At 72.2% G+C, this 24,359-nt stretch carries 23 protein-coding genes and 2 pseudogenes; 13 read left to right on the forward strand and 12 right to left on the reverse strand.

The window, feature by feature from the left end:
* Positions 1-12: 12 nt before the first annotated feature.
* Together AB0383_RS22415 and AB0383_RS22420 are read left to right on the forward strand one after the other, a co-directional pair.
* Positions 13-222, forward strand: a complete 210-nt coding sequence (locus AB0383_RS22415) for an MbtH family protein (RefSeq protein WP_364170864.1) — start codon at positions 13-15, stop codon at positions 220-222.
* 216 nt (positions 223-438) lie between these two features.
* The gene (locus AB0383_RS22420) at positions 439-741 is read left to right on the forward strand and encodes a DUF885 family protein (protein ID WP_366188423.1); all 303 of its coding nucleotides are present in this window, start codon (positions 439-441) and stop codon (positions 739-741) included.
* 157 nt (positions 742-898) lie between these two features.
* Here AB0383_RS22420 and AB0383_RS22425 read toward each other — a convergent pair whose 3' ends face one another.
* The 3 genes from AB0383_RS22425 to AB0383_RS22435 all read right to left on the reverse strand — a co-directional run bounded on the left by AB0383_RS22425 (position 899) and on the right by AB0383_RS22435 (position 5,521).
* On the reverse strand, positions 899-1,975 hold the full coding sequence (locus tag AB0383_RS22425) for an iron-siderophore ABC transporter substrate-binding protein (RefSeq protein WP_366188424.1): 1,077 nt from the start codon (positions 1,973-1,975) through the stop codon (positions 899-901).
* An 82-nt stretch (positions 1,976-2,057) separates the two neighbouring features.
* Positions 2,058-3,833, reverse strand: coding sequence for an ABC transporter ATP-binding protein (locus tag AB0383_RS22430; protein WP_366188425.1), 1,776 nt, complete (start codon positions 3,831-3,833; stop codon positions 2,058-2,060).
* The gene (locus AB0383_RS22435; protein WP_366188426.1) at positions 3,830-5,521 is read right to left on the reverse strand and encodes an ABC transporter ATP-binding protein; all 1,692 of its coding nucleotides are present in this window, start codon (positions 5,519-5,521) and stop codon (positions 3,830-3,832) included. The genes AB0383_RS22430 and AB0383_RS22435 overlap by 4 nt, the downstream gene beginning before the upstream one ends.
* Positions 5,522-5,635: 114 nt before the next feature.
* On the opposite strand from AB0383_RS22435, the gene AB0383_RS22440 reads away from it, so the two are divergent.
* Together AB0383_RS22440 and AB0383_RS22445 are read left to right on the forward strand one after the other, a co-directional pair.
* The gene (locus tag AB0383_RS22440) at positions 5,636-6,688 is read left to right on the forward strand and encodes an iron chelate uptake ABC transporter family permease subunit (RefSeq protein ID WP_366188427.1); all 1,053 of its coding nucleotides are present in this window, start codon (positions 5,636-5,638) and stop codon (positions 6,686-6,688) included.
* Positions 6,685-7,725 carry an iron chelate uptake ABC transporter family permease subunit gene (locus AB0383_RS22445; RefSeq protein ID WP_366188428.1) on the forward strand — a complete coding sequence of 347 codons (1,041 nt, stop codon included), beginning with the start codon at positions 6,685-6,687 and terminating at the stop codon, positions 7,723-7,725. Before AB0383_RS22440 ends, AB0383_RS22445 begins: the two co-directional genes overlap by 4 nt.
* A 3-nt stretch (positions 7,726-7,728) precedes the next feature.
* Here AB0383_RS22445 and AB0383_RS22450 read toward each other — a convergent pair whose 3' ends face one another.
* From AB0383_RS22450 to AB0383_RS22465, 4 genes are all read right to left on the reverse strand, one after another.
* Positions 7,729-8,568 carry a DMT family transporter gene (locus tag AB0383_RS22450; RefSeq protein ID WP_366188429.1) on the reverse strand — a complete coding sequence of 280 codons (840 nt, stop codon included), beginning with the start codon at positions 8,566-8,568 and terminating at the stop codon, positions 7,729-7,731.
* Positions 8,569-8,650: 82 nt separating this feature from the next.
* Positions 8,651-8,773, reverse strand: coding sequence for a hypothetical protein (locus tag AB0383_RS22455; protein WP_366188430.1), 123 nt, complete (start codon positions 8,771-8,773; stop codon positions 8,651-8,653).
* 428 nt (positions 8,774-9,201) lie between these two features.
* The gene (locus AB0383_RS22460; protein ID WP_366188431.1) at positions 9,202-10,377 is read right to left on the reverse strand and encodes a serine hydrolase domain-containing protein; all 1,176 of its coding nucleotides are present in this window, start codon (positions 10,375-10,377) and stop codon (positions 9,202-9,204) included.
* A 516-nt stretch (positions 10,378-10,893) separates the two neighbouring features.
* On the reverse strand, positions 10,894-11,265 hold the full coding sequence (locus AB0383_RS22465; RefSeq protein ID WP_364170849.1) for a hypothetical protein: 372 nt from the start codon (positions 11,263-11,265) through the stop codon (positions 10,894-10,896).
* A 191-nt stretch (positions 11,266-11,456) separates the two neighbouring features.
* On the opposite strand from AB0383_RS22465, the gene AB0383_RS22470 reads away from it, so the two are divergent.
* The 6 genes from AB0383_RS22470 (at position 11,457) to AB0383_RS22495 (ending at position 16,671) form a co-directional block, all read left to right on the forward strand.
* Positions 11,457-11,957: a DUF664 domain-containing protein gene (locus tag AB0383_RS22470; protein ID WP_366188451.1), complete on the forward strand. Its 501-nt coding sequence runs from the start codon at positions 11,457-11,459 to the stop codon at positions 11,955-11,957.
* 17 nt (positions 11,958-11,974) lie between these two features.
* Entirely contained in the window at positions 11,975-12,685 is a 711-nt protein-coding gene (locus AB0383_RS22475; protein ID WP_366188432.1) for an MBL fold metallo-hydrolase, read from the forward strand.
* A gap of 261 nt (positions 12,686-12,946) precedes the next feature.
* Positions 12,947-13,780: an ABC transporter permease gene (locus tag AB0383_RS22480; protein WP_366188433.1), complete on the forward strand. Its 834-nt coding sequence runs from the start codon at positions 12,947-12,949 to the stop codon at positions 13,778-13,780.
* Complete coding sequence (locus AB0383_RS22485; protein ID WP_366188434.1) at positions 13,765-14,493, forward strand: ABC transporter ATP-binding protein; 729 nt, start codon at positions 13,765-13,767, stop codon at positions 14,491-14,493. The genes AB0383_RS22480 and AB0383_RS22485 overlap by 16 nt, the downstream gene beginning before the upstream one ends.
* Complete coding sequence (locus tag AB0383_RS22490; protein WP_366188452.1) at positions 14,486-15,514, forward strand: ABC transporter substrate-binding protein; 1,029 nt, start codon at positions 14,486-14,488, stop codon at positions 15,512-15,514. Before AB0383_RS22485 ends, AB0383_RS22490 begins: the two co-directional genes overlap by 8 nt.
* Complete coding sequence (locus AB0383_RS22495; RefSeq protein ID WP_366188435.1) at positions 15,511-16,671, forward strand: LLM class flavin-dependent oxidoreductase; 1,161 nt, start codon at positions 15,511-15,513, stop codon at positions 16,669-16,671. The genes AB0383_RS22490 and AB0383_RS22495 overlap by 4 nt, the downstream gene beginning before the upstream one ends.
* A gap of 1 nt (position 16,672) precedes the next feature.
* On the opposite strand, the gene AB0383_RS22500 is transcribed toward AB0383_RS22495, so the two are convergent.
* The 4 genes from AB0383_RS22500 to AB0383_RS22515 all read right to left on the reverse strand — a co-directional run bounded on the left by AB0383_RS22500 (position 16,673) and on the right by AB0383_RS22515 (position 20,877).
* Positions 16,673-17,284 carry a class F sortase gene (locus AB0383_RS22500; RefSeq protein WP_364170839.1) on the reverse strand — a complete coding sequence of 204 codons (612 nt, stop codon included), beginning with the start codon at positions 17,282-17,284 and terminating at the stop codon, positions 16,673-16,675.
* Positions 17,274-18,140, reverse strand: coding sequence for a DUF4397 domain-containing protein (locus AB0383_RS22505; RefSeq protein WP_364170837.1), 867 nt, complete (start codon positions 18,138-18,140; stop codon positions 17,274-17,276). Before AB0383_RS22505 ends, AB0383_RS22500 begins: the two co-directional genes overlap by 11 nt.
* 22 nt (positions 18,141-18,162) lie before the next feature.
* On the reverse strand, positions 18,163-20,007 hold the full coding sequence (locus AB0383_RS22510) for a phospholipid carrier-dependent glycosyltransferase (protein WP_364170835.1): 1,845 nt from the start codon (positions 20,005-20,007) through the stop codon (positions 18,163-18,165).
* 111 nt (positions 20,008-20,118) lie between these two features.
* Positions 20,119-20,877, reverse strand: coding sequence for an IclR family transcriptional regulator (locus tag AB0383_RS22515; protein ID WP_364170833.1), 759 nt, complete (start codon positions 20,875-20,877; stop codon positions 20,119-20,121).
* A gap of 41 nt (positions 20,878-20,918) precedes the next feature.
* Between AB0383_RS22515 and AB0383_RS22520 the strand changes: the two are divergent.
* Positions 20,919-21,692 (forward strand): annotated as a pseudogene (locus tag AB0383_RS22520) (acetylating acetaldehyde dehydrogenase).
* A 79-nt stretch (positions 21,693-21,771) separates the two neighbouring features.
* A pseudogene (dmpG, locus tag AB0383_RS22525) lies at positions 21,772-22,741 on the forward strand (4-hydroxy-2-oxovalerate aldolase).
* A 2-nt stretch (positions 22,742-22,743) separates the two neighbouring features.
* Here dmpG and AB0383_RS22530 read toward each other — a convergent pair.
* Positions 22,744-23,340 (reverse strand): TetR family transcriptional regulator, encoded by a 597-nt coding sequence (locus AB0383_RS22530; protein ID WP_364170831.1) that lies wholly within the window; start codon positions 23,338-23,340, stop codon positions 22,744-22,746.
* 91 nt (positions 23,341-23,431) lie between these two features.
* Between AB0383_RS22530 and AB0383_RS22535 the strand changes: the two genes are divergently transcribed.
* On the forward strand, positions 23,432-24,358 hold the full coding sequence (locus tag AB0383_RS22535) for an oxygenase MpaB family protein (RefSeq protein WP_364171366.1): 927 nt from the start codon (positions 23,432-23,434) through the stop codon (positions 24,356-24,358).
* Position 24,359 lies beyond the last annotated feature (1 nt).

The raw sequence follows: 24,359 nt of genomic DNA on the forward strand, positions 1-24,359 counted from the left end.
AAGGAAAACACCGTGACCAACCCCTTCGAAAACCCCGACGGCACCTACCTCGTGCTCGTCAACGACGAGGGCCAGCACAGCCTGTGGCCACAGTTCGTGGCCGTTCCGGCCGGCTGGACCACCGCCTTCGGCCCCGACGCCCGCCAGCAGTGCCTCGACTACGTGGAACAAAACTGGACCGACCTTCGGCCCAAGTCGCTCATCGAGGCCATGGAGTCCTAACACGGCAATGCGAAACGGCCCGGCCGGAGAACATCCGGCCGGGCGGTTTGGTATTTCAGGCTCGGTGGCGGCCGCACAAGAGTCAGATTCCCTCGCACCACACGACGACGGCTTCTCTCGGGTTGGGGCTCGCACGGTGCGCCGGACCGCAGTCGAGGACGACTCACCACGCTGTGGGCGTGCCCGCGACCGATCAGGATCGGGATGACACCATGAGTGGGTCCGGCATTCGCCGGACGAACTGCACCGGATCGGCCGGCCCTGATCGAGTCCGAAGTGGACCGTTACCTGTCGGAGCCGGGGCAGGCCCTGGCGTACATGGTGGGCCGCCGTGAGATCGGCCGACTGCGCAACCAGGCCAGTCACGCGCTCGGCAACCGGTTCGACCTTCGCGCTTTCCACGCGGCAGTGCTTTCCGAGGGTCAGGTGCCGCTGTCCGTTCTCGACGAAATCGTCACCACGTGGATCGGCTCGTGTACCCCGCCGCGGACTGAGTCCGCTGCCTCGCCCACAAGTTGACTCAGCAGGCAGTCCGGCGAACGCGCAGCTGCTGCGTATCTTCGGCCCGAGCTCCCGCGTCGCCGAATCTCTGAACCCAGAACGGAATTCCGCGCACCACACGACAACTCCCGGCCGGAGGACGTCTCCCGGCCGGGCGTTGGGGCGCGCGCGGCGATCAGGCCGCGGGCTTCACGTCCGTGGCCGGGTCGCCGTCGACGGCGGCGGTGAGCTGGGGGACGATCCGCTCGAGTGTGTAGGGCAGGCTGAGCACGCTGACGAACGACGTGGCGCTGCCGTAGGTGCTCGGGTCCTCGATGAGGACCTCACGCTTCTGCTTCGCGACGTTCAGGCCCGAGTACAGCTTGTCCTTCGCCAGGGTCGCCTGGCCACCCGGGATGGTGTCGACGATCCAGACCAGGGCGTCGACATTGAGGAGGTCGGTGCGTTCCGCGCTGATGTTCGCGCCGAACTTGTCGCCGATGAGCTGGTCGAGGTTCGGGGGCAGTTTGAAGCCCAGCGAAGTCAGGATGCGCGAGCGCGGGTCCTCGCTGCCGTAGACGAAGTAGCCGTCGTACTGGGTGGCCATCAGGGCGCTCTTGCCGGCGAACTCCGGGTGCGCGGCGCGGGCCTTGGCGAACTGGTCCTCGACCCCGGCGACGAGCGCGTCGGCTTCCTTCGCCTTGCCGACGGCCTTGCCGACGGTCTTGGTCGTGTCCTGCCACGGGATGCCGTAGTCGTTGTACTGCTTGGGCTGCGCGATCGTCGGCGCGATCTTCGACAGGGTGGTGTACTGCTCCTGGGTGAGCGCGGAGTACAGGCCGATGATGAGGTCCGGCTTCAGCGCGGCGATCTTCTCGAACTGCGGACCGTCGGCGTCCTTCAGGACGGTCGGCAGCGGCACGTTGCCGAGCTTCGCCTTGGCCCACGGCGCGATGGCGCCGGGGAAGTTGCCGAGCCAGTCGGTGGTGCCGACGGGCACGACGCCGAGCGCGAGCAGCGAGTCCTGCTCGGTCAGGCCGACGGTGACGACGCGCTGCGGTGCCTTCTCGATGGTGGTCGAGCCGTACTTGTGCTCGATGGTGACCGGGAACGCGCCGGGGTCCGTGGCGTGGGACTCACCAGCCGCGCCCGGCGTCGCGGGGGCGTCGGAGCCGCACGCGGTGAGCGCGCCGGCGAGCATGAGCGCCGCGGCGAGCGCCCCGGCGGTCCGGGCGCGCCCGCGCGCGGCGGACAGAAGGGAGAAGCGGGCCATCGTCGGTCCTCTCGATTAATCAGGTTTGCCTAACCTAAGTCAGACCGCCCTGTCGATGCAACCACGTCCACTGCGGCGAGCCTCACCCCGTTACCGGGTCGTCCACCCGGCGCGTCCCCGACCACGCGGCCCACAACGTCGCGTACCGGCCGCCCGCGGCGACCAGTTCGTCGTGCGTGCCCGTCTCCACGACCGCGCCCGCGTCGAGCACCACGATCCGGTCCGACGCCGCCGCCTGAGTGAGCCGGTGGGCCACCACGAGTCCGGTCCGGCCCGCGAGCGCCGCCGCGGCGGCCGCCTCCAGTGTCTTGGCACCCGCGCTGCCCGCTTCGGCCGTGGCCTCGTCGAGGATCGCGACCGGCGGGTCGGCCAGCACGAGCCGCACGAGCGCGAGCTGCTGCGCCTGCGTGACGGTGAGCTGGTGCCCGCCGTCGCCGACGACCGTGTCGAGCCCTTCAGGAAGCGCCTGGGCCCACTCCAGCGCGCCGACAGTGGTCAGCGCCGCGCGCAGGTCCTCTTCGGACGCTTCAGGGCGCGCCAGCCGCAGGTCGTCGGCCAGTGTGCCGCTGAAGACGTGTACTTCCTGGCTGATCAGCGCCACGGTCCGCCGCGTCTGGGCCGGGCCCAGGTCGGCGAGCGGCACGCCGCCGAGCGACACCGAACCCGAGTCCGGCGGGTGGATGCCGGCGATGAGCTTCGCCAGCGTCGTCTTGCCCGCGCCGCTCGCGCCGACCAGCGCGACGCGTTCGCCGGGCGCGAGGTCGAGGTCCACTTCCCGCAGCACCGGGTGACCGTCCACATAGGAGTGCCGCAACGCGCCGGCCTTCACCGACGAGTCGACCGGCCGGGCCGGCTGCTGCGGCTCGACCGGTGCCGGCAGGTCGGCCACGCCGATCAGCCGCGCGAGGCTCGCCGCGGCCGCCTGCGCGTCGTCGACGAGCGCGAGCGCGGTGTTGATCGGGCCGAAGAGGCTGTGGAAGTACAGCGCCGCCGCGGTGGCGACACCGACCGTCGCGAGGTTCGCGCCCACGAGCAGGTAGCCCGCCGCCAGCACGGCCGAGAGCCCGACGAACTCCGCGAGGTTCAGCCGGCCGAAGAACCGCGTGACCAGCCGGATCCCGCGCAGCGCCAGCTCGACCGCGCCGTCCGAACGCTGACGCACTCGCTCCACGTGCTCGTCGGCCAGCCGGAACGCGCGCACGGTCTTGGCGCCGCCGATCGTGTCGAGCAACTGTTGTTGCTGTGCACCGACGGCGGCCCGCTGCGCCGCGTAGAGCGGCTTCGCCTGCCGGACGTACCAGCGCACGGTGTGCAGCTGGATCGGCACGGCGAGCAGGGCCGCGAGGAGGAACCGCCAGTCGAGCACGGCCATGGCCACGAGCGTCAGCACGATCGTGAGCACCGACCGGCCCAGCTCCGGCAGCGCCTCGCGCACGGCCTCGGCGACGACCGACACGTCGTTGGTCACGCGTGTGGTGAGGTCGCCGGAACCGGCCTTCTCGACCTGCTCCAGCGGCAGGCCCAGCGCACGGTCCACGAACCGCTCACGCAGATCCGCCAGCATCGTCTCGCCGAGGCGCGCGAGCATCGAGGTCCCGATGGCCGTGGCGATCGCCGAGACGACCGCCACGAGCACGAGCTCCACCACCGGCGTCACGAGGTCCGAGGCCGGGCGGTGCTGCGCGACGATGTCGACGACGCGGCCCAGCAGTGGCGCGGTGAGCAGGCCGACGGCCGTGGCGGCCACGACGAAGGCGAACGACCCCGCGGCGCGAGCCTTCGACCGGCGCAGCAGTTCGCCCAGTACAGCGCGGATGCGGTGCCCGTCCGCGGTCGGGAGCAGTTCGCGGGTGCTCACGAGAGCACCGCCGCGCGGTAGTCGGCGCGCTCGCGCACGAGGCCGGCGTGCTCGCCTTCGGCGACGACGCGTCCTTCGTCGAGCAGCACCACGCGGTCGGTGGCCGCGAGCAGAGCCGGGCTGGTCGTCACCACGATCGTGGTACGACCGCGGCGCAACCGGGCGATGCCTTCGGCGATCCGGGCTTCGGTGACCGTATCGACGGCCGTGGTCGGGTCGTGCAGCACGAGCACCGGTGTGTCCGCCGCCAGCGCCCGTGCGAGCGCGACGCGTTGTCGTTGCCCGCCCGAGAGCGAGCGACCCCGTTCGGTGACGGCCGTGGCCATGCCCGACGGCAGCGTGCTCGCCACCTCGTCGGCGGCCGCGGCCGCCAGCACTCCGTCCGGCACCGCCGGACCACCCGCTCGCACGTTCTCCTCCAGGGTTCCTTCGAACAGATCGGCGTCGTGAGCGGCCACGAGCACCACCTCCCGCACGCGGTCCGGGTCCACAGTGGACAGGTCGACCGCGTCGACGCGGACCATGCCCGCATCGGGGTCGGTGAAGCGGCCGAGGCAGTTGAGCAGGTCGGTGGCCGTGGCCGGGTCGGCGGTGACGACCCCCAGCAGCTGTCCGGCGGGCACGGACAGGTCGAGCTCCCGCAGCTTTCCGTGCGTCACGCGGGAAAGGTCGATCCCGCCCGCGGCCGGCGCAGGCAGGGACGCGCTGCCCTCGGGCACGGCGAGCGGCGAGTTCAGCACGGTCGCGACGCGCCCGGCCGACGCGCGGCCTTGCGCGAACTGGCCGTTGACCCACGCGAAGATCGAGAACGGGGTCTGCAGGAACTGCGCGAGCCCGACCGCCGCGACGAGGTCGCCGACGCTGATGTCGCCGTCGGCCGCCAGGTTCCCGCCGACGAGCGCGACCAGCGCGATGAAGATGCCCGTCAACGCGAGCAGCGCGCCGTTGTGCCAGGCCTGCGCGCGGGCGGCGCGCACGGTGGCCAGCAGCGAATTCCGGCTGGTGCGGCGATACCGGTCGACGGCGGCCGGTTCGGCGCCGATGCCCTTGAGCACCCGTAGCCCCGCCACCAGGTCGGCCGCGACGCCCGACGCGTGCGCCGCGCGCTCCTGCTCCACCTCGCTGCGCTTCTCCAGCGGCTTGCCGATCAGATGGGCGAGCAACAGCAACGGGGGAGTGCCGAGCAGCACCAGCAGGCCGAGCGGCACCGACATCCGCAGCAGCGCGACCGCGCTGACCACGAGGCCCGCCAGCGCCGAGATCCCGAACGGCAGCGTCGCGTTGATCATCCCGACGCGGCGCGCGTCCGATGTCCCGATGCTGGCCAGCTCACCGGCGAGCGCACCCGTTTCGGTGCCGCCCCGCGAATGCAGCACGCGCCGCGAAATCGAGAGCCGGATGTCGTGCGCCGCGCGCTCGGCGGCGCGTTCCGCGGCCCGCGCACCGAAGCGGTAGCTGTAGGACAGCACCAGGAACACCACCGCCAGCACTCCCAGCCAGGTGAGCAGCGTGAGCACGGAGCTGTCGGCCACGGCGTGGTCGATGACCACGCCGATCACCACGGGCACCAGGGCTTCACCCCCTTGGTGCGCGGCGGCGAGAACGGACGAGAGCGTCACGGCCCCCCGCTGTCCGGAGATCGCGCGCCGCAGCACGTCCCGCCCGGTCCTCGCTGCAGCCGTCGTCACCGGCGCCCTCCCCTTCGCTCCACCTGCTCAGCGTGCCGCCTGCACCGCAGTTTGATAGGTAAGGCTAGTCTAAGAACCGCCCGCGAAGGAGTGCCCGATCCCCAGGAGGTGTCGGTGGTCGTCAGCGTCAGCCCACCCGTGGCGGCGGGGCCACCCGCGCACCGGGGGCGGGCCCGAACCCTGCGCGGCGGCGGCCTGGTGTGTGCCGTCGCGCTGCTCGTGCTGATCATGCTTGTCAGCCTCTGGGTGGGCTCGAAGAGCATCCCGTTCGGCTCGACCTGGTCGGTCCTCTGGCACAACGACGGCAGCGCGGACGCGGTCATCATCCACGACCAGCGGCTGCCCCGGACGCTGCTCGGCGCCCTCGTCGGCGCCGCCCTCGGGCTCGCCGGCGCGGTGATGCAGGCGCTCACGCGCAACCCGCTCGCCGACCCGGGCCTGCTCGGGGTGAACAACGGCGCCGCCGCCGCGGTGGTCTCGGCCATCGCGTTCACCGGCGTCACGACTGTCCTCGGCTACGTGTGGTTCGCGTTCCTCGGCGCCGCCGTCGCTTCGGTGGTGGTCTACCTGCTCGGCACGGCCGGGCGCGGCGGCGCGACGCCCGACCGGCTCGTGATGTCGGGCGCGGCGCTCACCGCTGTGCTGCAGGCCTACATCGGTGCGGTGCTGCTCATCGACCCCGACACGTTCAACCAGTTCCGGTTCTGGAACGTCGGCTCGCTCAGCGGCCGGCGCGCGGACGTGCTGGTGCAGGTGTCGCCGTTCGTCGCGATCGGCATCGTGCTGGCGCTGCTGCTCGCGCGGCCGCTGAACGTGCTCGCGCTGGGCGAGCAGACCGGCAAGGCGCTCGGCGCGCACATCGGCCGGACGCGGGTCCTGGGCGCGATCGCGGTCACTCTGCTGTGCGGCGCTTCGACGGCGGCCATCGGGCCGATCGCGTTCATCGGCCTGGCGGTGCCGCAGGCGGTGCGGATCCTGGTGGGTCCGGACCAGCGGTGGGTGCTGCCGTACTCGATGATCCTGTCGCCGGTGCTGCTGATCGCGTCCGACGTGATCGGCCGCATCCTCAACCCGCCGGAGGAGCTGCAGGTGGGCATCGTGACGGCGTTCCTCGGCGCGCCCGTGTTCATCGCGCTGTGCCGGCGCCGGAAGCTGGCGCGCCTGTGACCGCGATCGAGGAACGTCCCGTCCGGGTGCGGCGGGTTTCGCTGCGCGTGACACCGCGCGCGTTGGTGGTGGGCATCGTGCTCGCCGTGGTGCTTTTCGTGCTCAGCGCCGTCAGCATGACGACGGGCGACTACCCGCTGTCGGTCCTCGACGTCGTGAAGACGCTCTTCGGCTTCGGCGATGCGGGCACGGAGTTCATCGTGACCACGCTGCGGCTGCCGCGGCTGCTGCTCGCGGTCCTGGTCGGCGCGGCGCTCGCGGTGAGCGGCGGCGTGCTGCAGAGCCTGTCCGCCAACCCGCTGGGCAGCCCGGACGTCATCGGCTTCACCGAAGGCTCGGCGACCGGCGCGCTGCTCGTGATCGTGCTGGCGCACGGCGATTCCGGTGCGGTGGCGCTCGGCGCGCTCGTCGGCGGGATCCTCACGGCGCTGGCCGTCGGGCTGCTCGCCTACCGGCGCGGGCTGCAGGGCTTCCGGATGATCCTGGTCGGCATCGGCGTCGCGGCCATGCTGACGGCCGTGAACTCGTACCTGATCACGCGGGCTTCGCTGCAGGACGCGTATGCCGCGCAGGCGTGGCTGGTCGGTGGTCTGAACGGCCGTGGCTGGGACGAGATCTGGCCGGTCGCGATCGCCGTGGTGGTGCTGCTGCCGCTCGCGTTCGGCTACGGCCGCCGGCTCGCGCTGCTGGAGATGGGCGACGACTCGGCCAAGGGGCTCGGCGTGCCGGTCGAGCGCAGCCGGGCGGTGCTGCTCGCGGTGGCCGTGACGCTGTGCGCGATCGCCACCGCAGCGACGGGACCCATCGCGTTCGTCGCCCTCGCCGCGCCTCAGCTGGCGAAACGGCTGGCGCGCTCGGCGAAACCGGCGCTGGTGTCCTCGGCGCTGATGGGCGCGCTGCTGCTCGTGGCCAGCGACCTGGTGACGCGCCTGGTGTTCGGTGAGGAAGGGCTGCCGGTCGGCATCGCGACCGGTGCGATCGGCGGTCTCTACCTGATGTGGCTGCTGTCGAACCAGTGGCGGCGCAACCGCGGCTGATCCTCAGACGGGCTGCTCGATCGGCGCCGGCTCGCCGAACCGGGCGAGCGCGAGCGCCGCGGTGACCGCGAGCACGAACCCGGTGACGGCCACGATCACGAAGCCGGGCCGCGTGCGGTCGCCGAGCAGCACGACGCCGATGAGCGAGGGCAGCACGGTCTCGCCGAGCACCATCATCGCGGTCGACGTGGTCACGCTGCCGCGCTGCAACGCCGTGGCGTAGAACAACATCGCCATGCCACCGGAGACGGCGACGAGGTAGAGCGCCGGGTCGGTCAGCAGGTCGAGCGGGGCGAGGCTCGGGATGATCCGGCCGGCCACGGCGACGAGCCCGAAGCACAGGCCCGCGACCAGGCCCAGCGCCGGCGTCCGGACGCGGCGCCCGGCCTTGCCCGCCGCGATCCCGGCCAGCCCGAGCACGACCACGGCGCCCGCGAGCGCCAGCCGGAAGCCCAAACCCACCTGATCCGAACCTTCGCTCTGCGCCGACGAACCCAGCAACGCGAGTCCCGCGCAGACCACGACCACGGCCGCCCACTCGCGCGCCCCGAGCCGCACGCCGAACACCCGAGCGGCCACGGCCGTCACCGCCAGGCTCGCCGCCTGCGTGGCCTGCACGACGAACAACGGCAACACGTGCAGGGCGGCGATCTGCGCGACGAACCCGAGCACGTCCAGCCCCAGGCCAGCCACGTACTTCCACTGCCGCAGCACCCGCAGCAGCAACCGCGGGTCGACCCCTGCGCCCGCGTCGGGCGTCGCCTTCGCCGCCACGGCCTGCATCACCGAAGCGACGCCGTACGCCACGGCCGAGAGCAGCGCACACAGCAGTCCCCACACCATGACCGTCACCCTATTCCGGGCGCTCGAGCGGAGGTCAGGCTGTTCACCCGGCGGGTGTGCGGTCCGGTTCGGACAGCGCCGGTCAGGCCAATTCCGGCAGGATGCCGTCCTCGGATTCGCGGCCGCCGGGGCCGTGGATGCGGATGATGTCGACGATCTTGTCGAACAGGGTCGGTCCCTCATCGCGTTGGGCGGCGGCGATCATGGCGGCGACGGCGCAGCGGTTGCCCGGGTGGCAGTACCGAGATTCTCTTCCGGCCAGTGCACTGTCGCCGCGTATCCGAGCGCGCGGCGAGACACCTCCGAGTCGAGCCGGCGCAGGACCCAGGCGCCGTCGACGGGGACGTAGCCTCCCGGGAGCATGCCGTTGAGGGCGTCAAGGCTCCCACTCCGGCGGTGGCAATCGCATGACCCGCGTGGCAGGGTTCCCGTCATATCGAACACGGGTTCGAAGGTCGAGCCGGGTCTCAGCTTCGGGCCGAGGACACAGCCGAGGAAACCCGGCGAGATCGAAATGAGTTCACCGAGCGGCGCGTCCGCACCGCGACCGGTCTCGGACCGAGAAGGCGTGAACCGCCGTGAAGGGCGCTCCCCTGAAACCGGAAGAGCGCCCTTCACGGTTCTCGCCGGGGTTCAGAGCGAGGCGTAGAGCGCCCGCTCGAAACCTGCGTACATCTGGAGCTGCCCCGGCGGGACGAACGGCAGCGACTGCGAGTAGATCGCGCCGGTGACGCCGCTGGCCGGGTCGACCCAGAAGTGCGAGTTGCACAACCCCGCCCACGCACCGCTGCCGGGCGCGCGCATGCCCGGCACCTGCGCCGTGGTGAGCACCAGGCCCCAGCCCCACTTGAGGCCCGGGCCGAGGTCGAGGTCGTGCGTCGAGGCCGGGTCCGCGGTGGGGATGTGCGCCGGGAACTCGATCTCGCCCACCTGATTGGTGAACGCCTCGTCCACTGTGGACTTCCGAAGCACCTCGACCCCGTCGAGCGTGCCGCCGCCGAGCAGCATGCGCTGGAACTTCAGGTAGTCGCGCGGTGTGGAGTAGAGCCCGTGGCCGGCGGTGTAGTACTCGGGCTCGGTGGGCAGGTCGATCTCCGTGACCGCCCACGTGCCGTCCTCACCCTGCACGTGGACGGGCACCAGGTTGGCCCGCTGCTCGGCGCTCGCGACGAACGTGGTCTCCGCCATGCCGAGCGGTCCGGTGATGTTCTCCTTGAAGTAGACGTCCAGCGACTTGCCGGACGCGGCCTCGACGACCCGGCCGAGCCAGTCGGTGTTGATGCCGTACTCGAACGTCGTACCCGGGTCGGCCACCATCGGCGCCTGGAAGATCACGGTTTTGCCGGCCAGCACGTTCGGCGTGCCGGTGGCCTGCTCCCACTTGACGATGTCGTCGTTCCAGAACCAGTAGCTCAGGCCGGTCGTGTGCGTCACCAGCTGCGCGACAGTCGCACGGCTCGCGGGCGGGCGCAGCACCGGGTTTTCGCCGTCGAAGCCCTCCAGCACCTGGACATCGGCGAACTCGGGCCGGTAGGTGTCGATGGGGGCGTCGAACTCGAGCTCGCCGCGGTCGCGCAGCTGCAGCGCGGCCACGGTGCCCACCATCTTGGTCATGGACATGATCCGGAAGTGCGAGTCGGCCGAGACCGGCTCCGGCGCCCCCACGGCACGAGGTCCGGCCGCGCCTTCGTAGATGATGCCGTCACGGTCCGCCGCGACGGCGACGACGTTGGGCGCGTGCCCAGCGCCGACCGCGTCTCGTAGCACTCGGTCGATAGCCGAGGTGTCGATCGTCGAAGTCGAGCTCACCGTTGAGTTCTCCTCATCACGTGTTGTGGGTCCCTGCCGGAACGACGGCCACGGATGCGCCGCCACCAATTGCGCGCTCGCGAACGGAGCGTGCCTGCCACCAGGACGATGGCGCTCGGGGTTCCGCGGGGCGGCGGGTGCCCCGGGGAACCGCGGTCTTCTCCACCGCCACCCGCGAACTGCTCGAACTTCCGCCGGCTGACGTCGCCGGCGAGTGCCCGGCCGAACTGGGCGATCCGCCCGGTGAGGTAAAGGCAGTGGTGGCCCGCAGCCGCGCCCCGCCCGGCTGGGCCTGGGCGACCAGCACGATGCCGGCCTGCGTCCGGCCGCCACCGGCGTCCTCGCCCTGGGCCGACGACGCGGAGCCGGTGTGCGCCGGCGTCGCGTTCGGCCGTGTGCTCGGGCCGGGCGAACGAGAGCCGGATCGGGCCGACGGCCACCCGCACCCGGCCGCGGTTGCGGTCGTCGCCGAGGTGCTTGGTGAGTTCCGCGCCAGGACCGAGCGAGGAAGCGTCATCACCGCTTTCCCCTCGTGGCGAAACGGTACGCGCGCGCCGGCTCCCGCGCACCCAGTGCGGACAGCAGCCGGCGCCGGCAGGCGGGCGAGCCGTGCGGGTCCCCGGCGGTGTCGACGAGCTCGCCGGCGAGCGCCGCCGGTTCAGCGAGGGCGTCCGCGTCGCCTCCGGCTTCGCGCACCATCGCGGTGACATCGCGAGTGACCGCCCGGCCGGACACACCGAAGGCCCTCAGCACGGCCTCCTCCACCTGCTCACCGGACACTCGGACCAGGATGGCGACGCCGGCGAGCGCGAAGTCGCCGTGGCGCCGGGCGACCTCGGCGAACCCGAAGCCCGCCCGCGCACGCGGCAGCGGGAACCGTACGGGCACGTTCTCGGGGACGAGGTCGCTCGACTGCGCACCGTTGAAAAACCAGGGGTGAATAAGCTCCTCACCACCGCGGGGTCCGACCTCAACCGGCAAAGGTCGACAGCGCTCTCCATGTCACCGACGGGGGTCGGCGCGGGTGAGAACCACCGCGCAAATCGGTGACAACAAGCGCTCACAGCTGCGACGAAACACTGACGTCGTGCGCGTTCGTCGGTGACGAGTACCGTCCACGGTCACAGCCGGCCGTCCAGCTGCGTTTCCTCGAGTTCCCGCGGGCGACCGCGGTGAACAAGGGCGTGGGCCTCACCCGGGAGCAGGCGGCAGAGCCGCCGTTGCCGAGCTCGCCGCGGACGAGTGCGCTCGGGGCGGTGAAGCACCTGACGGCCGTCGAACGGTGGTGGCTCTCGCTCGAGGCCGGTGGCTCCGACGCGCCGTCGTTGTGGCCGGATTCGCCGGACCCGCGCTGGGACCCGGCCGCCGGCGACGACCCGGTGTCGATGGTCGCCGCCTGCCGTGCGGAGTGGGAGCGGTCGGCTGCCGCGCTGACAGGACCGAGGCCCGAGGACCGGACGCGCCGCGGCGGGGAGTTCACCGTGCGGTGGGTGCCGGCCCACGTCGTGCAGGAGACCGCCCGCCACGTCGGCCACCTCGACGCGCTGCGCGAGCCGGCGGACGGAGACGTGGGGGAGTGAGCCGATAGGCTGCCCGCATGGCAGACCAGTTGTACTTCCGCCAACTGCTCGCCGGCCGGGATTTCGCGGTCGGGGACCCGGTCGCGACGCAGATGGTCAACTTCGCCTACCTGATCGGCGACCGTGAGTCGGGTGAGGCCGTGATCGTCGATCCGGCCTACGCGGTGGGCGACCTGGTGCAGGTGCTCCACGACGACGGCATGCGCCTGGTCGGCGTGCTCGCCACGCACCACCACCCCGACCACGTCGGCGGCGACATGATGGGCTTCTCGCTGCCCGGCATCGCCGAGCTGCTCGCGATCCAGCAGGTCCCGATCCACGTCAACACCGAAGAGACCGAGTGGGTCCGCCGCGTCACCGGCGTGTCCGGCACCGACCTGCGCGCGCACGACCACGACGACGTGCTCAGCGTCGGCGCGGTCGACATCCGGCTCCTGCACACACCCGGCCACACGCCGGGCAGCCAGTGCTTCCTCGTCGGCGACCGGCTCGTCTCGGGCGACACGCTGTTCCTCGAGGGCTGCGGCCGCACCGACTTCCCCGGCGGCGACGCCGACGCGATCTACCGCAGCCTCCAGTGGCTCGCGACGCTGCCCGGCGACCCGGTCGTCTACCCGGGGCACCAGTACTCGGCCGAGCCGTCGGCCGCGCTGTCGCACGTGAAGGACACGAACTTCGTGTTCCGGCCGCGTTCCCTCGACGAGTGGCACCGGATGTTCGGCGCCTGACGCCGTCCCACTCCTCGGATCTCGCGCGCCTTCTGAGCGGGCACACGCGGAACAAGCGCCGCGCCGGTTCCAGTGCCTGGGAGCCGGCCCGGGCTTTGTTGACGCGGTCCGCCGGATCGGGTGAAGCTCGGGGCATGAACCTCGGCGCGCTGCTCGTGAGCCGCCTGCACGTCGACCTCCGGCAGCAGGCGAGCGCGATCTGCCGTCCGCGCTGAGCAGTTCCCCTTTCCCTGTGGCAAAACCTGTACCCGGGAGAAATCCGTGTCGATTTCCACCACGGGTGTGCTGACGCGCGCCCGAAAATCCGAAGCCAACGGGCCGCCGAAGCCCGCGCAACGGCCGTCCCGGCGGCGAGTTTCCCTCCGCCGCTGGATCAGCCCGGTCGTGCTCGTGGCCGCGTGGCAGCTCGCGAGCTTCACCGGCGTGCTGCCACCCGAGAAGCTCAGCGCCCCGTGGACGGTGCTGACCAGCGCGTTCGACCTCGCCCGCACCGGTGAGCTGGGCAACGCGTTCGTCGTTTCGCTCGGCCGGGTCGGGGCGGGGTTCGCGATCGGCGCCGTCGCCGGCGTGCTGCTCGGGATCGTCGCCGGGCTGTCGCGGTGGGGCGAGGCGCTGGTCGACCCGCCCGTGCAGATGCTGCGGACGCTGCCGTTCCTCGGGCTGATCCCGTTGTTCATCCTGTGGTTCGGGATCGGCGAGGAGACGAAGATCGTGCTCGTGGCCCTCGGGGTCGCGTTCCCGCTCTACCTCAATGTCCACTCGGGAATCCGCACGGCCGACGCCCGGCTGGTCGAAGCCGCGCGGGCACTGGGATTCACGCGGGGCGAACGGCTGTGGCACGTGATCCTGCCCGGCGCGCAGCCGCAGGCGCTGGTCGGACTGCGGCAGTCGCTCGGGCTCGCGTGGCTGGCGCTGATCGTCGGCGAGACCGTGAACGCCGACGCCGGCCTGGGCTACCTGATCAACAACGCCCGTGAGTTCCTGCGCACGGACGTGGTGGTGGTCGGCCTGATCGTCTACGCGATCCTCGGCCTCGCGACCGACGCGCTGGTGCGGGTTCTGGAACGGAGGGCGCTGCGATGGCTGGCCCCGTGACACCGGTGGTCGCGGTGCGCGACCTGACGAAACGGTTCGGCGAGCGCACTGTCCTCGACGGACTCGAACTCGAGATCGGCCGCGGCGAGTTCGTCGCGCTGCTCGGCCGCAGCGGCTCGGGCAAGTCGACGCTGCTGCGCGTCCTTGCCGGGCTCGACACGGAGATCGACGGCACCGCGCGCGTCGAGGGCACCGTGTCGGTCGCGTTCCAGCAGCCGCGCCTGCTGCCATGGCGCAAGGTCTGGCGCAACGTCGTGCTCGGCCTGCGCCGCGACGGCGAGAACCGCTCGCGCGACCGCCGCGTCGCCGAGCTGGCACTGGAAGAAGTGCGGCTGTCCGGGCACGAGGACGACTGGCCGCTGACGCTGTCCGGCGGTGAGGCACAACGGGTTTCGCTCGCCCGCGCGCTCGTGCGCGAACCGGACCTGCTGCTGCTCGACGAACCGTTCGGCGCGCTCGACGCGCTGACCCGCCTCGCGATGCACCGGCTCGTCGAACGGCTGTGGCGCACGCACGAACCCGCGGTGCTGCTCGTGACCCACGACGTCGACGAGGCCCTGCTGCTCGCCGACCGCGTGCTGGTCCTCGACGAGGGCCGCATCGTCTCCGAACACGTCCTCGGCCACCCGCGGCCGCGGACGGCCACCGATCACGCCGACGTGCGCTCACGCGTGCTGGCCGACCTGGGAGTGACCGAAGGTGCACCTGCGTAACGCTGCCCGCAAAACCGCACTCGCGCTGGCCGCGGCCGTAGCGCTCGGCGGGCTCACCGCCTGTTCGTCCTCCGGGGCGGCGACCGGACCCGCGCCCGTGCCCGCCCCCGTCTCGGCGGCCGATCTGGCGAAGGTGACGCTGCGCGTCGGCGATCAGAAGGGCGGCGTGAAGTCGCTGCTCACGGCGGCGAACCTGCTGTCCGGCGTGCCTTACCGCATCGAGTGGTCCACGTTCACCTCCGGCCCGCCGCTGCTGGAGGCGGCCTCGGCCGGCGCGATCGACGTCGGCCGCGTCGGCAACACCCCGCCCCTCTTCGCGGCCGCGGCGAAGGCGAAGATCTCGGTGGTCAGCGTCGCGAAGAGCAACGTCGAGCGCGAGGCCATCCTGGTGCCGCCGGACTCGCCGCTGAAGGACGTGGCGTCCTTGCGGGGCAAGACGATCGCGGTGTCGAAGGGCAGCTCCGCCCACGGGCAGCTGCTGAACACGCTCAAGCGCGCGGGAATGTCCACGAAGGACGTGAAGCTGTCGTTCCTTCAGCCGTCGGAGGCGTACGCAGCGTTCACCCAGCACCAGGTGGACGCGTGGGCGATCTGGGACCCGTACACGGCCCAGGCGCAGCTCGACGCGCACGCCCGCGTGCTCTCCGATGGGCGCGGCAGCTCCAACGGCCTCGCGTTCGAGACCGCGAGCACCGCCGCACTCGCCGATCCGGGACGCAACTCCGCCATCCAGGACTTCGTGAAGCGCGTGGTCAAGGCGCAGCTGTGGGCGAACACCCACCGCGACGCGTGGGCGAAGGCGTGGGCTGCCGAGACGGGCCTGGAGCCCGCCGTGGCGCAGAAGGCCGTGTCCGCCGGGCGCGACGAGCCGATCCCGCTCGACGACTCGGTCGTCGCGTCGGAGCAGCAGCTCGCCGACGCGTTCACCGAAGACGGCACCTTACCCGGGAAGGTCGATTTCGCGGCGTTCGCCGACCGCCGCTACGGGCCTGCCATCGAAGCCCTGAGGAGCAACGGATGAGCCTGAAACTGCACTGGTTCCTGCCGACGAGCGGCGACGGCCGCACGATCGTGGAACGCTTCCACGCCAACAAGTCCCTGGGCCGGGCCGCGCAGCGACCGGCGGATGTCGACTACCTCGCCCAGATCGCCCGGGCGGCCGAGCAGCTCGGGTTCGAGGGTGTGCTCACACCCACCGGCACGTGGTGCGAGGACGCCTGGCTCACCACGGCCGCGCTGATCCGCGAGACGCGCCGGCTGAAGTTCCTCGTCGCGTTCCGGCCCGGCGTCATCTCACCGACGCTGGCGGCGCAGATGGCCGGTACCTTCCAGCGCTTGTCGTCGGGCCGGGTGCTGCTCAACATCGTGACCGGCGGCGACGCGGTGGAGCAGCGCCGCTTCGGCGACTGGCACGACCACGACGCCCGCTACGCCCGCACCGACGAGTTCCTCACGATCGTGCGTGGCGTGTGGTCGGGCCGCCCGTTCGACTTCTCCGGCGAGCACCTGGAAGTCGCGGGCGCGACCACCCTCGCCGCGCCCGATCCGGTGCCACCGCTGTACTTCGGCGGCTCGTCGCCCGCCGCGCTGCCGGTGGCCGCGCGCCACGCCGACGTCTACCTGACGTGGGGTGAGCCGCCCGCGCAGGTCGCGGAGAAGATCGGAAAGGTGCGCGCGCTGGCCGCGGCCGAGGGCCGGATCGTCCGGTTCGGCGTGCGCCTGCACACGATCGCGCGCGACACGTCGGCGGAGGCGTGGGCCGAAGCGCAGCGCCTGCTCGACGCGCTCGACCCCGCGCAGATCGCGCAGGCACAGGCCCAGCTCGCCGCCAGCGAGTCGGAGGGCCAGCGCCGCATGGTCGCGCTGCACGGCGGCCGCCTCGACGCGGGTGCGCGCGGGCTCGAGATCCACCCGCACCTGTGGGCCGGCATCGGCCTCGTGCGCGGCGGCGCGGGCACGGCGCTGGTCGGCAGCCACGAGGAGATCGCCGACCTCATCGAGGAGTACCACGCGGTGGGCGTCTCGGAGTTCGTGCTGTCCGGCTACCCGCACCTGGAGGAGGCGTACTGGTTCGGCGAGGGTGTGCGGCCGGCGCTGGCCCGCCGCGGTCTGCTGGCCGACGAGCCTGTGCTGCGGTTCGAAGAGGAGCTCGCGCAACGGAGTGTGGGGGCCCAGTAGGTCAGGTCCAGCGGGTCGAGGCGTAGACCACCACGTTGTCGCGATAGGACCGGGCGGCGGCGTCGAAGGCGCCGCCACAGGTGATCAGGCGCAGCGCGGCGCCCGGGGCGGGGCCGTACACGGCGTCGGTCGGGAAGGCGTCCTTCGGGTATCGCTGCACGGCGTCGACGACGAAGCGGGCGCCGCCGCCGTCGGAGCGTTCGACGCGGACCTCGTCTCCGGGCTGAAGCTCGCGCAGGCGGAAGAACGGCGCCGGGCCGGACCGGGAGTCCACGTGGGCGGCGATGACCCCCGGCCCGGGGTCACCCGGTGCCGGGCCGGCGGCGTACCAGCCGACGTCGGCGAAGCTCTCCGGCGCCCGCAGCTCGTGCGCCGGGCCGAGGGCGAGCGGGACCAGCCCGCGCACGTCGACCCCGATCGCCGGGATCATCAGGCGGACCGGGCTCACGCTCGCCGCGGGAGGCAGCGGCCCGATGCTGCCGGCCGGTTCGGTGGCTGTTGCCGTGGGAGCGGAGCCGGACGTCGTCGCGGAGACCACTGTGGACGGTGCGGGCGTGCATGCGGCGCAGGCCAGCGCGACCGCGCAGCACACCCGGATCAGGTCAGCGCGCACGGCCTTCCCGAATCCGCCGGACCAGCGGCGTGAGCACCAGCACGAGCAGGAACACCCCGACGCCGATCGCGAACCACCCTTCGGAGTGGTCGCCGCCGGACGCCGTGGCGCCGCCCCCGGTCTCGACGCCGAGCTTCGGCGGGTTCGGCAGGTCGGCGCCATCGGAGATCGGGGTCGCCTTCAGCGCGCCGTTGTCCTGCGTCACGAGCAACGTGGTCGACGAGCCCGCCGCCACGGGAACGTCGGCGTTCGCCTTGACGCTGCCGCTCGTCAGCTGCAGGGGCACGGTGCCCTCCGGCACTTCGGCGTACGGCGTGGTGTCGCCGTAGGCCGCGTTCGTGGCGAGCGCCATGCCGTCCGGCCCGCCGACGCTCACCGGCGCGGGTGTCGCCGACCCCTCGACCACGCGCACGCGGCCCTTGCCCGCGCCCGGGGCGGTGAGGTCGTCGGTCACGAGGGCGCCGTGCAGCGTCCCGTCCGGACCGTTCTCGAAGACCAGCAGCGAGTAGGCGGTCTGCTGTGCCACGGAGATCGTCGCGCTGAGCGCGGGTGCGGTCGTCGGTGCGGCGTCGGCGGGCCGCATCGAGAGCGTGTACTGGCCCGGGTCCAGCGACGAGTACGGCGTGACGGCGCCGTAGCCCGCCTTGCGGATCACCACCTTCTCCGGCTGCCCGAACGGCGCGAAGTAGATGTCGACCGGCGGCACACCCGGCGACAGGTGCCCGACGCGGATCCAGCCGACGCCGGGGCCGGGGCCGGGGCCGGTGGACGCTTCCGCGGCGGGAATGGTCGTGAGCAGCAGCAGCCCGGCGGCCGCGAGGAGACCGGTGGGTCTCAAAAGGGTTCGAAGGCGCATCGGAGGGGACCTTTCGGAGGGATCAGGGTGCGGTGAAGGAGGTGAGCAGGCCGGGCGGCGCGAACGGCGGGTAGGTGACGAGCACGCCGCCGGCCGTCCGCACGACCGAGGCCGGGCGGAACACGGCGCGCTGCCCGGCGTAGAACCGGGTGGCCGCGTCGTCGGCGCCGGTGACGAGCACCTGCCGGCGCGGCTGCCCCGCCGCGTCCTCGCCGGGCACGGGCGGGAACGCCGCGACGCGCACCGGCTGCTGCGACGCGAACGCCGCCAGCGTCGAGATCAGCCGGGGATCGAGATCGCCCCGGCCGAGCACGGCACGCGTTTCCGGCACGCAGTTCACGCGTCCGGACCTGGTGAGCGCGGCACCCGCGTGGGCCCGCGCGGTCTTCTCGCCGTTTTCGTCCGGCACGAGCACGGGCGGCCCGAGCCGGGCGACGGTGATTTGTCCCGCGCCGCTGCCGAACACCGCGGCCGCGTCGGGGGAGTCCACTGTGGAGGACTGGGCCAGTGCCGGTGGGGTGAGCGCGGCCCAGTCCGGTGGCGGGTTCGCGTCGGCCGTCGTGACGAGCAGCCCACTCGGCCACCCGCCCGCCGCGAGCGTGGTCCAGGTGGCGTCGTCGACGAGTACACGGGAGCCCACCGCGTTGGCCTGCAACCAGGTGCGGGCCTCGACGGCCGGGTCGGGGCCCGCTGGCCTGGGGCGCAGTGAGGTGAACCCGTACGTCCAGCTCAGCGCGAACGCCGCGGTCAGGACCACCGTGCCCACGGCGACGCCGGCCCCGGGCCGGGCGGGCGCGCGCCGGTGCTCCGGTTCGTGGTGCGCGGAAAGCACGGCGTGCGCCACCCCGGCCGCGACCAGCGGCGTGAGGGGCAGCAGCAGGGCCAGCACCGCAGTGGCCGGCAACCCGGGGACCGCGAGCAGACCGGCCACGAGAATGCCGGACACCGCGAGCGGGCGCACCGTCGCGACGAACAGGCCGGCGATCAACGCGAGCGCCGATACCGCCGTGAGGGCCGGATCGAAAACCAGCCACCTGGGCAGGGCCGGCTCGCCGCCGGTGGCGAGAGCGGGGCGTAACCACGCCGCCAGCGGCCCGAAGGCGAGGCCCAGGCCGAGGTTCACCACCACGGCGACGAGCCCGGCCCGCGCCGGAGAACGGCGCAGCAGCAGCCAGCCCGCGGCGGGCAGGAACAGCAGCGTGAGTGGTGAGGTCAGCACGGCGGCCAGCAGGCAGCCCGCGCCCAGCAGGTCCTGGGCAAGGCCGTGGCGCGCAGGTCCACTGTGGTCGCCGGTGGCGTCGGAGGAACGGAGAGGCGTGGCGACGAGGCACAGCCCGGCCAGTGCCCACATCACCGCGAGGTGCTCGACGACCACCACGTGCTGTAGCCCGATCGCCAGCGGCGACACGGCGAGCAGCACCGCGGCGACCAGTCCCGCCCAGCGCGGAAGGCCGAGCCGGCGGGCGAGCAGCCACACCAGCACCGTCGTCACCACCGTGGCAACGATCATCGCCTCGCGCACGGCGGCGACCGGCGTCGCCGCGCGGTCGAAGGCGTGGGACAACATCGTGTACCCGGCGAGCTGCAGCTGTCCGAACGGGCTGGCGCCGGCCGTGGTCGTACCGCCGTACGCCGTGAGGTGGCCGAGCGCGTAGGCGCGGGCGACGGTCGTGGCTTCTCCGGGCAGAGCGGGCGTGGTGGCCGAGAGGTAGACCACGCGCAGACCGCCGGCGAGGGCGAGCAGGCCGAGCACGAGATCGAGCGACAGCAGCCGGGCTCGGGCCGCCACGACGGGATCGCGGCGGACCCTGGAGATCGGCGTGGGAGACCGGCCCGGGAACGTGATCCCCCAGCTCTGCTGGGCCATCCGGACGATCGTAGTTACGGAGAATCACGGGACCAGACCTGCGCCCCCGACGTCATCCGAACGGCCTAACCCTCGCGTAACCCGTTGTGTGGCACGAATTTTTCCGACTGCTCAGGTCTGGACAAACGAACGCGACAACGCGAGCGCGACCGTGCGCACCGCCGGGGCGACACGCTCCGTGCGCATCCGGGTCGCCCAGCCGGTGATGGAGATCGCCGCGACCGCCGTGCCCGCCGCGTCGAGCAGGGGACTCACGGCACAGACCACTCCGACGCCGGACTCCTCTCGTTCGAACGCCACGCCCTCGGCGTGGATGCGCGTGAGCTGGCGGCGCAGCAACCCCGGCGCGGTGATGGTGCGCCGGCTGATGAGGGGGAGACCGGCGTCGATCACCCGCGCCACCAGCGGTTCCGGCGAGAACGCGAGGATGGCCTTCCCGACGCCGGTGGCGTGGGCCGGGAAGCGGCCGCCGATGCGGCACGGCACATCGGGGGCGTCCGGGCCACGCAGCACGTCGAGGTAGACCACCTCGGTGCCCTCCAACACGGCGAGGTGCACGGTGTTGCGCGTGGCCTCGCGCAGGTCGGCCAGCGACGGGCGCGCGGCCTCGACCAGACCACGGCGCCGGATCGCGAGCTGGCCGATCTCGAACAGCCGCAGCCCGAGCCGCAGCGCGGTGCCGTCGGGTTCGAGCAGGCCGGTGTCGCAGAGGTGGCGGGTCAGGCGGTGCACGGTCGTCTTCGCCAGCCCCGTCCGCCGCGCCAGCTCCGACACACCGACCGTGTCGTCGCCCGGTCGGAAGGCGCCCAGGATCGCCGCGACGCGCGAGGCGACCAGGCCTTCGCCGCCGTTCCGTCCAGTGGTACGCACGGGTTGAGTGTGCACCGCCGCGGCGAGGACCGTCGGAAAACATGGCGGAACGCAAGGTGACGGCCGCGATCGTCGGCCCCGGCAACATCGGCACGGACCTGCTCGCGAAGCTGCGGCGCAGCGAGAAGATCGACGTGCGGTACCTGGTCGGGTCGACCCGGTGTCCGACGAGCTCGCCCGCGCGGCGCGACTCGGCCTGGAGACTTCGGCGGACGGCGTCGACTGGCTCCTGCGCCAAGCCGAACTTCCGCAGCTCGTTTTCGAGGCGACGTCGGCGAAAACGCACCTCGCGCACGCGCCGCACTACGCCGAAGCGGGCATCCGCTCGATCGACCTGACGTGACTCCGGTGCCGTACGCGGAGATCGTCGCGTCCGTGTCCTCGCGCTCGGCCGGCGCGGGCACGCGCGCGAACATCGACGAGTTCACCGAAACCACCGCGCGGGGCCTCGAAGAGGTGGGCGGCGCAGCGAAGGGCAAAGCGATCATCATCATCAACCCGATGGACCCGCCCATGATCATGCGGGACACCGTGTTCTGCGCGGTCGCCGCCGACGCGGACTTCGCGGCGATCACCGACTCGATCCACCGCATGGTCGCCGAGGTCCGCCGGTACGTACCCGTTGCACGCTCAAAGCCGATCCGCAGTTCGATCCGCCGCGTCCCGAGTGGAACGGCGTCGCGCGCGTCGGCGTGTTCCTCGAAGTCGCGGGCAACGGCGACTACCTGCTCACCTACGCCGGCAACCTCGACATCATGACGGCCGCGGCGGCCCGCGTCGGCGACCTGGTGGCCGCTGAGCTGGTGTCGGCATGAGCGCGCCCCTCCGAACCAGCCGGCGGAGAACGCGTCGGTGCGACTGGTCGACACCACCCTGCGCGACGGCAGCCACGCCATGGCCCACCGTTTCACCGAACGCCAGGTGCGCAGACACTGCCTGCGCGCTGGACGACGCCGGGATCTCGCTCATCAAGGTGAGCCACGGCGACGGGCTCGGTGGTTCGACCTTCACCTACGGCTTCTCCCTCACCGACGAACGCGAGCTGATCGCCGCCGCCGTCGACGAGGCGAACCGCGCCAAGATCGCCGTGCTCCTGCTGCCCGGGCTCGGCACCGTCACCGACCTGCGCGCCGCCGCGGACCTCGGCGCCGGCGCCGCCCGCATCGCCACCCACTGCACCGAAGCCGACGTTTCCGTGCAGCACTTCGGCGCGGCCCGCGACGTCGGTCTGGAAACGGTGGGATTCCTGATGCTGGCGCACATGGCGGCGCCCGAGGACCTCGCGAAGCAGGCGCGGATCATGGCTGACGTCGCCTGCCAGTGCGTCTACGTGGTCGATTCCGCCGGCGCGCTCATCCTCGAAGAAGCCGCCGATCGCGTCGCCGCGCTCGTCGCGGAGCTGGGCGACGACGCGCAGGTCGGCTACCACGGTCACCAGAACCTCAGCTTCGGCGTCGCCAACTCCGTGCTCGCCCACCGCGCCGGGGCGCGGCAGATCGACGGTTCCCTCGCTGTCCTCGGCGCGGGCGCGGGGAACTCGCCGACCGAGGTGCTCGCGGCGATGTTCGAACGCCTCGGCATTCCGACCGGCGTCGACAAGGACGTGCTGATGGCCGCGGCCGAGAACGTCGTGAAGAAGTACCTGACCCGGCTGCCGGTGATGGACCGCTCGTCGATCGTGCAGGGCTTCGCCGGCGTGTACTCGAGTTTCCTGCTGCACGCCGAGCGTGCGGCGGAACGCTACGGCGTGCCGGCGCACGAGATCCTCTACCGCGTCGGCGCGGAGCGGTACGTCGGCGGTCAGGAGGACATGATCATCGACATCGCGTTGCGGCTGCGGGCAGAACGAGCCCCGGCACGATGAGCTCAGTGATCGAACTCGTCCGCCCCGAGCACCAGCCGGACGCAGTGCGCGACGAGCCGTTCCCGGCTCACCCGCAGCGTGCCGTCGAGGTAGGCGATGAACACGTTGCTCAGCGCGCCGACCAGTCCGATCGACACCAGCTGCCGGTCGGTCTCGTCGCCGCGCGAGAGCTGTTCGCCGACGAGGCCCGCGAACGCCGGCAACAGGTGCAGGCCGCGGCGCGTCAGCGCGGGATCGGTCAGCGGCGCCAGCAACAGCACCCGGCCCTGGCGCGGGTCGTCGACCAGGAGGGCCACGAACGCCCGCACGGCGCGTTCCGCCCGCCGCCGCGGATCGGCTGCGTCGCGGATCGCGTCGACCAAAGCCTGGCGCGCCCGCTCGCCGACGTGCTCGTACACGGCCGCGACGAGCTCCTCACGGTCGGTGAAGCTCTCGTAGAAGTAGCGTTCGGTCAGGTGGGCCTGGCGGCAGACCGCGCGCACGCTGACCGCCGCGGAGCCCTCGGTGCCGAGCAGGTCGAGGCCCGCGGCGACCAGCTGGTCCCGCCGCGCCGCCTTCCGATCGTCCAGCGTCGTGCCCGCCCACGTGCGGCCCGGCATATCCACTCCCGTAGTTGACCACGCCCGTTGTCACATCCTAACCTGACAACAGGCGTAGTCAGTTCATCGACACAACCAGGGGAGGGGCGCCATTCCGGGGGAGGAACCCGAACCGCTGGGACCGGACTCGCTCACGTGGCGCTACTTCGGCGACTGGCGGGGGCTGCTGATCGCCTTGTGGGCCGGGTCGATGCAGAACATGCATCCGGGTCTCGGCGCCGGCGTCGAGCAGCACTCGCGGTTCTTCGAGGAACGCTGGCAGCGGCTGTTCCGCTCGCTCTACCCGATCGGCGGCGTGGTCTACGACGGGCCGCTCGCCCGCCGGACCGCGCTCGAGGTGCGCGGGTACCACGACCGCATCAAGGGTGTCGACGCGAAAGGCCGCCGCTACCACGCGCTCGACCCGGACACGTTCTACTGGGCCCACTCCACGTTCTTCGTCAGCACGATCCTCATCGCCGACCACTTCATGCGCGGCATCGGCGAAGAGGAGAAGCGCGAGCTGTTCGACGAACACGTGCGCTGGTGGCGGATGTACGACATGACGATGCGGCCGGTGCCCGAGTCCTGGGAGGACTTCCGGCGGTACTGGAAGCACATGTGCGCCGAGGTCCTGGAGGACAACAAGGCCACGCGCGACGTCCTGGATCTGCGCGGCATCACGAAACCGCCGTTCCTGCCCTGGCTGCCCGACCTGCTGTGGCGGCCGGTCTCGGGGGTGATCGCGCGGCAGTTCGTCTGGCTCACGGTCGGGCTCTACGACCCGGAGATCCGCGACCTGCTCGGCTTCACCTGGACTGCGCGCGACGAACGCCGGCACCGCTTCGCCGGCCGCGCGATCAACGCCGTGTTCTCTCTCGTCCCGCACGACCGCCGCTACCACCCGCGGGCGCGCGCCGGCCGGCGCCGGGCGAGGGGTGAGGTGGCCGCGGGCGCGCCCGTGGTCGAGACTCCACGGAGGAACCTGCCGCCCGTGGGGGAACGCGGCAAGCCGGAGCACTACTCGCCGAACATCTGAA

The organism is Amycolatopsis sp. NPDC051373 (genome assembly GCF_040689465.1).
In the GTDB taxonomy this organism is placed as follows: Bacteria; Actinomycetota; Actinomycetes; order Mycobacteriales; family Pseudonocardiaceae; genus Amycolatopsis.

Excerpts from the sequence above, each read along its gene's own strand:
- AB0383_RS22495 (WP_366188435.1), top strand. The coding sequence starts at position 15,511 with ATGAGCCTGAAACTGCACTGGTTCCTGCCGACGAGCGGCGACGGCCGC.
- AB0383_RS22450 (WP_366188429.1), bottom strand. The coding sequence starts at position 8,568 with ATGGTGTGGGGACTGCTGTGTGCGCTGCTCTCGGCCGTGGCGTACGGC.
- AB0383_RS22530 (WP_364170831.1), bottom strand. The coding sequence starts at position 23,340 with ATGCCGGGCCGCACGTGGGCGGGCACGACGCTGGACGATCGGAAGGCG.
- AB0383_RS22475 (WP_366188432.1), top strand. The coding sequence starts at position 11,975 with ATGGCAGACCAGTTGTACTTCCGCCAACTGCTCGCCGGCCGGGATTTC.
- AB0383_RS22425 (WP_366188424.1), bottom strand. The coding sequence starts at position 1,975 with ATGGCCCGCTTCTCCCTTCTGTCCGCCGCGCGCGGGCGCGCCCGGACC.
- AB0383_RS22455 (WP_366188430.1), bottom strand. The coding sequence starts at position 8,773 with ATGATCGCCGCCGCCCAACGCGATGAGGGACCGACCCTGTTCGACAAG.
- AB0383_RS22485 (WP_366188434.1), top strand. The coding sequence starts at position 13,765 with ATGGCTGGCCCCGTGACACCGGTGGTCGCGGTGCGCGACCTGACGAAA.
- AB0383_RS22505 (WP_364170837.1), bottom strand. The coding sequence starts at position 18,140 with ATGCGCCTTCGAACCCTTTTGAGACCCACCGGTCTCCTCGCGGCCGCC.
- AB0383_RS22510 (WP_364170835.1), bottom strand. The coding sequence starts at position 20,007 with ATGGCCCAGCAGAGCTGGGGGATCACGTTCCCGGGCCGGTCTCCCACG.